The organism is Pseudothioglobus sp. nBUS_23, assembly GCF_051201565.1.
Classification (GTDB): Bacteria; Pseudomonadota; Gammaproteobacteria; order PS1; family Pseudothioglobaceae; genus Pseudothioglobus.
In genome coordinates this window covers 469123-481851 of record NZ_CP179200.1, presented here as the reverse complement: position 1 = coordinate 481851, position 12729 = coordinate 469123, and the positions used below count along the sequence as shown (strand labels likewise).

Genomic DNA, 12729 nt, shown 5'->3' with positions numbered 1-12729 from the left:
GCTCCTTTAATTTTCTGCATATTCTAACAGTTTCAATTCAAAAATTATTAGCAATTAGTCTAATAACTTTTGAATTGATTTAATAATAAAAAATTGCCCGCATTCGACTTAACTACGGGCAATTTTTTTAGTAAGTATTAACTTACTGGTCTTTCAGTTATAGAGAAGCTTCTACTGAGGCAGCAACATCGGCGCTTACCCAAGCTTTCCAAACATCTCCATGAGAAGATAAGAACTCAACAGAAGCGTCCGCTCCAGTTCCACCTGTATCTTCCATCCAAACTAGCATTTCGTTCATGACACTACCAGGCCATGTGCGAGCTTTAAAGTAATCCATAGCTCCTTTAGGTCCGTTATAGAACATATTATCACTAAGTAGAGTGTTAACACGTGAGTTAATCCATGCTGATGGCTCAGGATCTGAACAGTTATCAGCTCCTAGTGCGATACATCCAACCCAATTGTCATCACCAGCATATGGGACACCAAAATCAACAGCTGTCAAACCATACTTTCCAACTAGTGAAGTTGGGTTCCAGTAGTAACCAAACCAGTTTTCACCTTGCTCAGATGCCTTTGCAATTGAACCGTCAAGTCCTGCAGCAGAACCTGGATCAATCAGGTTCCAACCCAAAGCTTCCATATCGAACGCTTTGTAAAGGCTTTGATTTGACAATTGGCAACCCCAACCAGCAGGGCAGCCATGGAAGGCACCTCTTGAAGGGTCTTCTTTGTCTGGGAATAAGTCAGGACGCGCTAGAATTGCTTGCGCAGTAGTCAGCTCTGGGTGAGCATCAAGTGTGTGAGGAAGAACCCACCAACCTTCTCCAAGTCCACTCATTGGTGCAATATTACCAATGTGTAAACGTCCAGCGCCAACAGCACTGTCAACTAGATCTGCCATTGCATTTGCCCAAATCTCTGGTGCAACATCAGGTTGACCAGTTTCATTCATTGAAGTGAATGTAGGCATTGTTGAACCAGCAACTAGCTCAACTTCACAGCCCATCGCCTCTAACATAGCTTTGTCAACATTTGCCATCAATGAAGCTGAAGCCCAGTTCATATCTGCAATTGTAACTTTTCCACATTTTGCAGCATTCGCTGAAGTGCTGAGCAATAAAGCTGCAGCTACCACACCAAATACTTTAGTCGTGAATTTAATATTCATATTTTCTTTCTCCTAAAGGATTATTTTAAAAACAGAGAGTGAACAATTTCATACTCTAAAATGATTATAGCAATAGAAAAATAAATTTTATAGTTTTTTTTAAAAAAAAAGGATGGCATTGCCATCCTTTTTTTCATCCAATTTACAGGGACTTATAACTCTAAAAAACAAATAAAAATCAAAATAAAGATTAAATTGAACTATGAAATAGCAAGTGCAGCGAGATATTACTCTTCAGATGACTCACTAACTTCTTCGCTATCATCATCCTCAGTTTCAGCTATTTTAGCTACAGATACTAAAGCCTCATCATCAGCAATGTTGATTAAAGTAACTCCTTGAGTATTTCGTCCGATAATTGAGACGTCAGACGCCCTTGCTCTTACAAGCGTTCCTTTATCTGAAATGAGCATCATTTCATCTTCATCGGTGACCTGGATAGCGCCAACAACTTGTCCATTCCTATCTGATGTCTTAATTGAAATGACACCAGACCCACCTCTTGCCTGCGCGCGATATTCATCCAACTGAGTTCTCTTGCCGTATCCTTTTTCAGTAGCAGTAAGAATTGGATCATCTGACTCGGCAACAATAAGAGAAACAACTCTATCTTTGTCTGCTAGCCTAATGCCTCTGACACCGATTGCCGTTCTTCCAACCGATCGAACGTCAGATTCTCTGAATCGAATTGACTTGCCAGCTGAAGAGAATAGAAGTATATCGTGCTGACCCGCTGTAATCTCAACTCCGACAAGTTTGTCGTCATCCCTCAGCTCAATAGCAATGATGCCGCCCTTTCTTGGTCTTGAAAAGTTTGTAAGAGAGGTTTTCTTGCAAGTTCCAGAGCTTGTTACCATAAAGACGAATTGATCGTCTGTAAACTCTTTTACAGGCAGTATTGCATTAATGGATTCATCCTTTTCAAGTGGCAATAAATTAATAATTGGCTTTCCTCTTGAAATCCTTGAAGCCATTGGCAACTCATAGACTTTGAGCCAGTGCACCTTTCCAGATGATGAGAAACAAAGCACAGTATCATGAGAATTAGCAACAAACAATTGGTCAACAAAATCTTCATCCTTCATCTTAGTAGCAGCCTTACCCTTTCCACCTCTTCTTTGTGCGTGATAATCACTTAAAGATTGAGCCTTGACATATCCACCATGAGAAAGAGTAACTACTCTATCTTCTTGAGCAATTAAATCCTCTAAAGTGAGATCGATCTTGCTTTCTAAAATCTCAGTCATTCTTGATGAGCCAAAATTATCTCGGATTTCAATAATTTCATTTCGAATCACGTCCATCAAAAGATCAGGAGTCTGCAAAATATCAAGCAAGCTCTTAATTTGCTCTAACAACTCATTAAACTCATTAAAGATTTTATCTTTTTCAAGCCCAGTTAATCTGTGAAGCTTTAAATCAAGAATAGCTTGGGCCTGCTTCTCTGATAATTGATAATCTCCATTTTTTTGAAGGCCAAGAGTAGGATCTAGACCCTGAGGCTTAAACTGCGCCATATCTCTGTCGCCAATCAGCTCTTTAATGACAGATCCTTGCCAAGTTCTTGAGACTAAACCATCCTTTGCATCACTAGGATTTGGCGCCGCTTTTATAAGTTCAATAATCTCATCAATGTTGAATAAGGCGACCGACAAACCCTCTAAAAGATGGGCACGGTCCTTTGCTTTATTAAGTTCATAGATAGAGCGCCTAGTTACCACCTCTCTTCTGTGAGCTATGAATGCGTTTAAAACGGATTTAAGATTCATTAGTTTTGGCATTCCATGGTCAATAGCGACCATGTTGATTCCGAAAACTGTTTGCATCTCAGTGAGTTTATAAAGGTTGTTAAGCATAACCTCAGGAACCTCACCACGGCGAAGCTCTATGACCATCCTCATACCATCTTTGTCTGATTCGTCTCGAAGTCCAGTAATTCCATCAATCTTCTTATCTTTTACAAGCTCAGCAATTTTGCTAATTAGTCTAGCCTTATTTACTTGGTAAGGAAGCTCAGTAACAACAATACTTAACTTGTCTTCACCCTCAACGTGAGATCTTGAGCGAAGATATATCTTTCCTTTGCCAGTCTCGTAAGCTTCACGAATTCCGCTTGCACCATTGATTATTCCTGCCGTTGGAAAATCTGGGCCAGGTAGTACTTCTAATAATTCATCTACCGAAATGTCTTCATTGTCAATGACTCTTAAACAAGCCTCTGCAACCTCAGTAAGATTATGAGTTGGAATATTGGTTGCCATTCCAACAGCTATTCCTGAAGAGCCATTAATTAGTAAATTAGGAACACGGGTCGGCAGGACTGAGGGTTCACTTTCAGAGCCGTCATAGTTATCAATAAAATCAACTGTCTCTTTATCAAGATCGCGCAGAAGTTCATGCGACAGTTTAGTCATACGAATTTCGGTATATCTCATGGCGGCGGCCCGATCGCCATCAACAGAGCCAAAATTACCCTGACCATCGACCAATATATTTCTCATAGCAAATGGCTGAGCCATTCTTACAATCGTGTCATAGACGGCAGTGTCGCCATGAGGGTGGTACTTACCAATCACATCACCAACAATTCGAGCAGATTTTTTGTAAGATTTATTATAGTCATTGCCAAGCACATCCATGGCGTACAAGACCCTTCGATGAACTGGCTTCAAGCCATCCCTAACATCAGGAAGTGCCCTTCCAACAATAACACTCATCGCGTACTCCAAATAGGAGTCACGCATCTCATCTTCTATTGTAATAATTGGGAATTTTTGCTCAAGAATTTCGTTAGAATCGATATCGTCAGACATAGAATAAACCTAAATAAATAAGTAAATTTTATTGTACCCTAGATGAGCAAAAAACACACCAAAAAATGGCTATTTTTATGAGAAAAAAATGGATTAAGAGGAGACTCTAAGAGTTGCGTTTTTTTACTGATTCAGCAAGGTCCTTTAAAAGCTGTTCTGTGTCATCCCAACCAATACAACTATCCGTTATGCTAACACCATACTGGAGAGAGGATAGAGGCCCAACCTTCTGATTTCCCTCATTTAAATGAGATTCAATCATCACTCCAAAGACAGAGTCAGAGCCATTTTCTATCTGACTTGCAATGTTATCGCCAACCTTCAATTGGTTTTTAAATTGCTTTTCAGAGTTTGCATGCGAGAAGTCAACCATCACTCTTGATACGAGACCTTTAGCCTTTAATTTTTCACAGGTCGCCTCAACATGCTCTTTAGAGTAATTTGGACCATCCTTACCGCCCCTAAGGATAATGTGGGCAGTATCGTTACCAAGAGAAGTAAAGTGACTTATTCCGCCGTCCTTGTTTACCGATAATAGATGATGAGGACTATTTGCTGATTGAATAGCATCAATAGCAATTTCAAGAGAGCCGCCCGTACCGTTCTTAAAACCTACCGGGCAAGATAATGCTGAGGCAAGCTCTCTATGCGATTGGCTTTCAGTAGTTCTAGCACCAATAGCACCCCAAGAAATTAGGTCTGACAAGTACTGTGGCGTCAATACATCCAAATACTCAACGCCCACTGGCATAGAAATTTCACCTAAATCAACCAAAAGTTTTCTTGCAGTCTCAAGGCCCTTATCAATATCAAAACTTTCATCTAAGTACGGATCATTGATTAACCCTTTCCAACCAACAGTCGTTCTTGGTTTTTCAAAATAGACTCTCATCACAATAAATAAATGCTCGGACAACTCTTCTTTTAGCTTTAAGAGCTTCTTTGCATACTCCATTGCAGCCTTAGTATCATGAATCGAGCAAGGACCTACCAAAACCATCAGCCGATTGTCATTTCCATAGAGAATATTCTTAATTGTGTTTCTTGAACTAACAACACCTGAGGCTGCCTTTTCAGATAATGGCAGCTTATCGATAAGTGTATTAGGTGACACCATAGGTGCACTTGAAATAATTCTTACGTTATCAGTATTATGTTGCATAACTTACTTTTGATTCGTTATTAGTGCATACGCAGAATGATTATGAATAGACTCAAAATTTTCTGATTCAAGGCAATAATACTTAACTTTTTTGTCTGCATTCAACTCAACTGCAATATCTCTCACAATGTCTTCTACAAATGCAGGATTTTCATAAGCCCTCTCAGTAACAACCTTTTCATCATCGCGTTTTAAAATTGCATAAAGCTCACTCGATGCTTTTTGCTCTGCCAAGTCAATTAAGTCTTCCAGATAGATGGTTGCTCCAACTGATGCTTTTGCTTCTATTGTAATGTGAGATCTTTGGTTATGAGCTCCATATTTAGAGATGCTTTTAGAGCAAGGACAGAGGCTTGTGACAGGCACAACAACTTTAACCGTCAAATCTGGCTTCCCATCACTCAAACTTCCAGTCAATGTTGCCTTGTAATCGAGCAGGCTTTCAACACCAGAGGATGGTGCCTTTTTATTGCGAAAAAAAGGAAAGTCAACAATGATCTGAGCATCATTAGAGTCAAGTTTATCAGCAACTGTTTGTACAAGGCCCATGAAATTATCAATTCCGAAACTGCACTCATTGTCATTCAAAATCTCAATAAACCTGGACATATGAGTTCCTTTGACATTCTCAGGAAGTCGAACGGTCATCGTAAAGTTTGCAACCGAGGGGTGAGATTCGTTATCTCTATTCACAAAGTTGATTGGATGCAAAATATCTTTGATTCCAACCTGATTGATCACGATATTACGTAAATCTTTTGTATTTTGAGTGTCTGGTAATAGTGTATTTTTCATATTTTATTGTTCCGAGTAGGTAACAGCAGATCTGGGAGTTTCCCAGATCAAGACTTCTTTGACCTTGATATCCTCATTATTAATAAGCAAACCAACCTCATCAAAAAAATACTTAGCAATATTTTCAGCAGTTGGGTTGAGAACATCAAATGGCTTTATTTCATTCAAATATTGATGATCTAATCTTTTGATCACCAGCTTCGTTTGTTTCTTTATTTCGCGAAAATCAATTGCTATACCGTTATCATCTAAAACATTAGAGGATACAGATACTTCCACCTGCCAATTATGGCCATGGAGCCTGGCACAGTCACCAGAATAATTTCTCAATGAATGAGCAGATGCAAAGTCAGTAACAATTTTTAGTACGAACATTTTCGGAAAAATTGATAAAAAAAGCGGCATTATACCTGCTTAAATCTTACTATACCACCTACAATTATTGTGAGAATTGAGCGAATTAAAGAAGAAAATGAGTTCCTAGAATGGAGATTTAGTCAATTGCGTCAATACCCAGAGCCTTACCATGAACTCCAGGAATCGTTAAGCCCTTTCTTGCCCTATGACTTGTAAAGTTTACTAAATCCTCAAAGGAGTATGTTTTATGCTTTTTCCCATTCCCATACTCTACCCTTAATTTTTGATGACTTTTAATAGTACAAAGGCCAATTAGAAACTCTTCGCGATTAATAAAATCATCACTCTTAATCTGTATAAGTTTATTGCCTTTACCCTTTGAAAGCTGAGGAAGCTCAGACACTGGAAAAATTAATAACCTAGCCCTGTTTGTCACTACAGCCAAAAAGTCTTCATCTACATCATCAACTTTCGTCACACGCATTGTTTTAGCTTGCTTTGACAAAGTTATGGCATGCTTTCCAGACTTAGTTTTAGATTGGAGATTGCCTAATGATGAAATAAATCCATAACCAGCATCTGATGAGAGAATGATAGGCTGATCATCTTCCCCCATTACCACATCAATAAACTCAGCACCAATGGGTGGAGTTAATCTTCCTGTTAAAGGCTCACCTTGGCCTCTGGCACTTGGAAGTGAGTTAGCTATCAATGTATAAGATCTTCCAGTCGAATCTAAGAAGATTGCCATCTTGTTGCTTCTGCCTTTAGCATCCTTCAAGAAGGCATCACCAGACTTATAGTTTAGAGCAGAGGAATCGATATCGTGCCCCTTAGCTGCCTTTACCCAACCCTTTTCACTGAGCACAACTGTAACATTTTCTGCTGGCATCATATCTTCATCATTAAAAGCCTGAGCTGAAACTACATCTGAAACTATTTGACAGCGCCTCTTGTCACCAAACTCTTCAAGAATCACTCTGAGTTCTTTTTTGATAAAAGTTTTCAGTCTTGCCTCACTTGAAAGCAGAAGTTCAATTGACTTACGCTCTTTATCAAGTTCATCTGCCTCAGTCTTTATTTTGATTTCCTCAAGTTTAGCTAAATGGCGTAACTTAAGCTCTAAGATAGCTTCAGCTTGGATTTCACTAATTTTGAACTTTTTGATAAGGACAGGTTTTGGTTTTTCTTCACTTCTAATAATTGCAATAACTTCATCAATATTTAGATATGCGATAAGAAGTCCATCAAGAATATGCAACCTATCAACAATTTTATTTAGCCTAGAATTGAGCCTATTGACAACGACCTGCATTCTAAATTGTAGCCATTCTTTAAGTAAAGGTATGAGCGGTTTGACTTGAGGCTTACCATCAAGTCCAATGACATTCATGTTCACACGATAATTTTTCTCAAGATCTGTCGTTGCAAATAAATGCAGCATTAGCTGATCACAATCAACTCGGTTCGACCTTGGAACTATAACGATACGTGTAGGATTTTCATGATCAGACTCATCCCTCAGGTCGTCCACCAATGGCAGCTTTTTATTACGCATTTGGGTCGCAATTTGCGCAATGACTTTAGCTCCCGAAGTTTGATAAGGCAGAGCCTCTATTACTATTTCACCATCCTCTTTAACATAGCTAGCTCTCATTTTGACTGATCCATTTCCAGTCTCATACATTTGATAGAGCTCTTCTCTTGAACTCACAATGAAGGCATTTGTTGGATAGTCAGGCGCTGGCAAAATTTTTAATAAACTCTCCAAATCAGTGGATGGCTTTTCGAGAAGTTGAATGCATGCACTAATAACCTCGATGAGGTTGTGAGGTGGCATATCTGTTGCCATACCAACAGCAATTCCTGAAGTTCCGTTAAGCAAGAGATTAGGGACTTGGGCTGGCAAGTGCTGTGGCTCTTTGATTGTTCCATCAAAATTATCTATCCAGTCAACTGTGCCCTGATTAATTTCGCTTAAAAGTAGATCAGCATACGGCGATAATTTTGACTCAGTGTAACGCATTGCTGCGAAAGATTTTGGATCATCTGGAGCGCCCCAATTACCCTGGCCATCAATAAATGGATATCTATACGAAAAGGGTTGTGCCATGAGCACCATCGCTTCGTAGCATGCGCTGTCGCCATGAGGATGAAATTTACCTAGGACGTCTCCTACTGTTCTGGCAGATTTTTTGAATTTTGCAGTTGACTTTAGGCCAAGCTCACTCATCGCATAGATGATTCTTCTCTGAACTGGTTTAAGACCATCTCCAACAAAAGGCAGTGCACGATCAAGAATGACATACATTGAGTAATCAAGGTAAGCGCGCTCACTATAATCCCCAACGCTTTGTTGCTCAATGCCGTTTTGGCTCATTCTTTTCCTAAATAAAAATTAATACAGAATTCAAAATTATTTTGAATGGATAACATTTTAATTGAACTACCTAGTCAGTTAAGATTAATTCCATCAAATCTGGAAAGAATTAACCCGGAGGCCAAGTCATTTGCCTGCCACCTAGGCAATGCAAATGAATATGAGAGACAGTCTGCCCGCCATCATTATTGCAATTCATTACAAGTCTGTATCCTTTCTCTGCAAATCCGCGCTCTTTAGCAACCTTAGCAGCTGTAATTGACAAACTCCCCATGAGAGACTCATCGGTGGCATCATTTGCTGTTGCAATGTGCTCTTTAGGTATCACTAGGAAATGCTCGGGTGCTTGGGCATTTACATCCGTGAAAGCCAATACCCTATCATCTGAGTAGAGTATCTCTGCTGATATGTCACCCTTAATGATTGAACAAAAAATACAGTTTTTCATAAATTGATTTTATATCTTTCAAAAACTAATATTAACACATTCTACTAGAACTTATAATGAGCTCTAGTTTAAGAACAAGGAATAAAAAATGCTTTCTGATGCAAATCTCGCAATACTTTTTACTAAAGCAAGAAGTCACAAATCCTGGCTTAATAAAGAAGTAACTGAAGATCAAATTGATCAAATCTATAATCTATTAAAGTTCGCACCAACCTCTGGTAATTGCTGTCCAGCTAGGTTTACTTTTATTAAAAGTGATGAAGCAAAAGAACGATTAATGCCGACCCTAGATAAAGGCAATATCGATAAGTCAATGAATGCTCCATATGTGGTTATTATTAGCTATGACACAGAGTTTTATGAGTCTTTATCTATCCTTTCTCCCCATAATGATGCCAAAGCAGGATTTATCGGAAAAGAAAACAAAATAAAAAACACTGCTGAGTTTAATTCTGCTCTTCAGGGTGCGTACTTCATGATGGCGTCACGCTCTATTGGTTTAGACTGCTGCCCCATGCTTGGGTTTAACAAAGAAAAACTCAACCAAGAATTCTTTCCAGACGGTAAATATAAGTCCATGTTTATTTGTGGAATTGGCTATGGGGATAGTTCAAAGCTTTATGATAGAGCTCCAAGACTTGAATTTAATCAAGCATGCACGGTTATATAATTTAGATTACCAATACTTTGGATAACTTCGATCATTTGCTAAGTTGTTGTAAAACAATGCCACCAATACTATTAATATTGAACCTATAAGAGTGGGCATCCATAAGAAGTCCCATTTAGAGCCAAGTAAAAAAACGATAAAAGGATTTGAGCCTGCTGGAGGGTGAGGGACTCTAAGGTATTGCATTGCTGCAATAGCAATTGCCAATGCTAGGGCCATACTCCACCAGTCTGAACCCACTAAATGATAGAAAAAAAGGCCAATAAAAGTTGTTAATAGATGGCCTAAAATTACATTTCTTGGTTGGGCAAAGGGTGATTCAGGAAGCACAAATAAAACAAAAATTGATGCTCCAAACGAACCCATAATAATTGGCTGATTAGTGAGATATGCCAAATAACCAATGACACATGCAGCAAAAAAAGCGCCTAAAGATATAAATCCTAAGTCTTTCAAGGAGGGTCTTGGTGGGATGGATGCCGGCGAACCTTTAAGCTTTGTTAGATAAGACATAATCGAGCCTGTTAGAAAAAAACAAATTATATATTACTTAGTAACTTCAATAAAAATCAAATAGTACTTATAATGTTAAATGAAAATTCAAACTAACATTGTAAAGGAGTTAATCTGATGGAAAGGTTGATGGGTAAAAAAGTATTGATAACAGCTGCTGGACAAGGTATGGGACGCGCTGCTGCAATCGCTATGGCTAATGAAGGTGCTAAGGTTTTTGCGACAGACATAAATTTAGATACTTTAGAAACTCTATCTGCAGAGAATCGAGAAATTGAAACTTTTGAGTTAGATGTTATGGATCCAGATGCAATTGCTAAAGCTCCAGAAATAACTGGACCTTTGACTACCTTATTTAATTGCGCAGGGTTTGTGCATAATGGCACTATTTTGGATATGTCTGATGATGATTGGGACTTTTCCTATACATTAAATGTTAGATCCCAATTCCGTCTTATAAGAGCCTACTTGCCTGGAATGCTAGAAAAAAAGGATGGTTCTATTATCAATATGGCATCTGTTGCCTCATCAATTAAGGGAGCTCCTAATCGCTGCCTTTATGGCTCCACAAAGGCTGCTATTCTCGGACTTACACGTGCTGTAGCTGCTGATTATGTTAGTAAGGGTATAAGATGCAATGCACTCTGCCCAGGGACAATATTAACACCTTCTATAGAACAAAGAATGCATGATACTGGAGACTATGAAACATCAAGAAAAGAGTTTTTAGCCCGTCAACCAATTGGTAGATTTGCTTCTGCAGAAGAGGTTACAGGCATTCTGATTCACCTTGCAAGTGATGACTCAAAATTCACTACAGGAACCTTTCAGATTGTAGATGGCGGATGGAGTCTTTAGTAAAAATATCATGCAAGAAATGGATAAAAAAAATAAAATTGGATTCATTGGTGCTGGAATTATGGGCCAAGGTATGGTTCAAAATCTACTTAAAGCCGGCAATGAGGTAAGTATTATTGCTAATAAAAATAGGAGCCCTATAGAGGCGCTTGTGACACTAGGTGCAAAAGAGATGGCGTCATTATCTGATATGGCAATTTGCTGTAATTGTTTTATTTTATGTCTTCCAAGTTCAAAAATTGCAGTCTCAGTATGTGATGAGTTATTTCCCTTACTGCCTCCAGAAACTCTAATTATTGACTGTACAACGAATGATTTAGTATCCGTTGAGAGATTGGGCAAAAACGCAAAAAAAGCAAAACTAAAGTATGTTGAATCTCCTCTAACGGGTGGTCAAAAACAGTCATGGGATGCTATGCTAGGAGCAATAGTTGGATGTGATGAGGCTGATTTTAAAATTGCTAGTAATATTCTTAAACCTTGTTGTGCTGAAATTGAGTGGCTCGGTGAGTTAGGAATGGGAGCAAAAACTAAACTCGTATCTAACTTTTTAGCACTAGGTACTGCAACTTTAGTTGTTGAGGCAATGAAAGCTGCAAATAGCCTTGGAGTTGACTGGGAGAAATTTTATAAACTAGCATCACAAGGTTCTGGACACTCAATGAGCCTAGATCGAATAGCACCCAAGGCAATTTCAGGTTCGCATGATGGTTATGTTTTTACTATTGCTAATACGGTTAAAGATATGGAATATATATCGGATCTTTTGAAAAACCAGCCTGATGCTTATGCTATAAATGAAATATTTTTAGAAATTTATAAAAATGCAGTAAATGCTGGGATGCAAAACTCATTTTTAAGTGCTCGACTTGAGAATACATAGATTTATCTTAAATCTAATTAACTGAATTCAAACTATTTAGTTACTTGAAATAAACATAATTGACAGTTTGTGCCTTCCTGAGTATTGTAATCTGAGATATGGCGCTCGACCTCAAACCATGAATTAGAGACTTTTAGGCTCTGAATAATTTTCTCATAAGGTGCAGCTTCCCACTCCTGTTCTCTTACAGTAAAGCAAATATAACCCTCATTTTTTGTGATTCGTACCATCTCATTAAGAACTTCTGGACCTACATGTCCACAGGTAAAAGTTCCAGCACAAATGACAGCATCAAATAAATTATCCTCATAATCAAGTTTTTTTGTTAAATCGGCTAATTCAAGAGATTTGTAAACATTTTTTTGCTTTGCAATATTTAGCATTTCTTGAGAGAAATCAACGCCAATCAAATTTTTAAACTCATTTTTATTAAGTATCTCGCCTACCAGGCCTGTTCCACATCCAGCATCAAGTATCTTCGCTTGAGTATCCTTGAGATAGCTTAAAAGAAGCTCTGAGGTAATTAAATGGCCCACATAACCAGCCAAATTAATTACGTCATTCTCATATTTTTTTGCCCAGTTCTTGTATATATGCTCCAGCTCAACTAAGTCCGCAGCATGTAATGTATCATAAATTTTAGAAATCATATTTTTCGTATTTTTCATGACTATAAACC

The 12729-nt window shown here is 38.4% G+C and carries 12 protein-coding genes; 3 read left to right on the top strand and 9 right to left on the bottom strand.

The features are described from left to right. Nucleotides 1-157 precede the first annotated feature (157 nt). The 7 genes from ACMAZA_RS02420 to ACMAZA_RS02390 all read right to left on the bottom strand — a co-directional run bounded on the left by ACMAZA_RS02420 (nt 158) and on the right by ACMAZA_RS02390 (nt 9126). Nucleotides 158-1171 carry a glycine betaine ABC transporter substrate-binding protein gene (locus ACMAZA_RS02420; protein ID WP_435189709.1) on the bottom strand — a complete coding sequence of 338 codons (1014 nt, stop codon included), beginning with the start codon at nt 1169-1171 and terminating at the stop codon, nt 158-160. A 227-nt stretch (nt 1172-1398) separates the two neighbouring features. After that, nucleotides 1399-3984 carry a DNA gyrase subunit A gene (gyrA, locus tag ACMAZA_RS02415; protein WP_435189707.1) on the bottom strand — a complete coding sequence of 862 codons (2586 nt, stop codon included), beginning with the start codon at nt 3982-3984 and terminating at the stop codon, nt 1399-1401. 106 nt (nt 3985-4090) lie between these two features. After that, entirely contained in the window at nt 4091-5146 is a 1056-nt protein-coding gene (locus tag ACMAZA_RS02410) for a 3-deoxy-7-phosphoheptulonate synthase (RefSeq protein ID WP_435189705.1), read from the bottom strand. 3 nt (nt 5147-5149) lie between these two features. Next, nucleotides 5150-5941 carry a GTP cyclohydrolase FolE2 gene (gene folE2, locus ACMAZA_RS02405; RefSeq protein ID WP_435189703.1) on the bottom strand — a complete coding sequence of 264 codons (792 nt, stop codon included), beginning with the start codon at nt 5939-5941 and terminating at the stop codon, nt 5150-5152. A 3-nt stretch (nt 5942-5944) separates the two neighbouring features. Beyond that, on the bottom strand, nt 5945-6316 hold the full coding sequence (gene queD, locus ACMAZA_RS02400; RefSeq protein ID WP_435189702.1) for a 6-carboxytetrahydropterin synthase QueD: 372 nt from the start codon (nt 6314-6316) through the stop codon (nt 5945-5947). 118 nt (nt 6317-6434) lie between these two features. Further along, the gene (gene parC, locus ACMAZA_RS02395) at nt 6435-8678 is read right to left on the bottom strand and encodes a DNA topoisomerase IV subunit A (protein ID WP_435189700.1); all 2244 of its coding nucleotides are present in this window, start codon (nt 8676-8678) and stop codon (nt 6435-6437) included. Nucleotides 8679-8787: 109 nt separating this feature from the next. Continuing rightward, entirely contained in the window at nt 8788-9126 is a 339-nt protein-coding gene (locus tag ACMAZA_RS02390; protein ID WP_435189698.1) for a histidine triad nucleotide-binding protein, read from the bottom strand. Between the two features lie 88 nt (nt 9127-9214). Between ACMAZA_RS02390 and ACMAZA_RS02385 the strand changes: the two genes are divergently transcribed. Then, nucleotides 9215-9796: a malonic semialdehyde reductase gene (locus ACMAZA_RS02385; protein ID WP_435189696.1), complete on the top strand. Its 582-nt coding sequence runs from the start codon at nt 9215-9217 to the stop codon at nt 9794-9796. 6 nt (nt 9797-9802) lie between these two features. Here the strand turns inward: ACMAZA_RS02385 and ACMAZA_RS02380 are convergent, their stop codons facing one another. After that, nucleotides 9803-10309, bottom strand: a complete 507-nt coding sequence (locus ACMAZA_RS02380) for an HPP family protein (protein ID WP_435189694.1) — start codon at nt 10307-10309, stop codon at nt 9803-9805. 117 nt (nt 10310-10426) lie between these two features. Here ACMAZA_RS02380 and ACMAZA_RS02375 point away from each other — a divergent pair, with 117 nt between their 5' ends. Together ACMAZA_RS02375 and ACMAZA_RS02370 are read left to right on the top strand one after the other, a co-directional pair. Then, entirely contained in the window at nt 10427-11167 is a 741-nt protein-coding gene (locus ACMAZA_RS02375; protein ID WP_435189692.1) for an SDR family oxidoreductase, read from the top strand. Between the two features lie 19 nt (nt 11168-11186). Further along, nucleotides 11187-12050 (top strand): NAD(P)-dependent oxidoreductase, encoded by an 864-nt coding sequence (locus ACMAZA_RS02370; protein ID WP_435189691.1) that lies wholly within the window; start codon nt 11187-11189, stop codon nt 12048-12050. Nucleotides 12051-12082: 32 nt separating this feature from the next. Here the strand turns inward: ACMAZA_RS02370 and ACMAZA_RS02365 are convergent, their stop codons facing one another. Then, entirely contained in the window at nt 12083-12718 is a 636-nt protein-coding gene (locus ACMAZA_RS02365) for a class I SAM-dependent DNA methyltransferase (RefSeq protein ID WP_435189689.1), read from the bottom strand. Between the last annotated feature and the right edge of the window lie 11 nt (nt 12719-12729).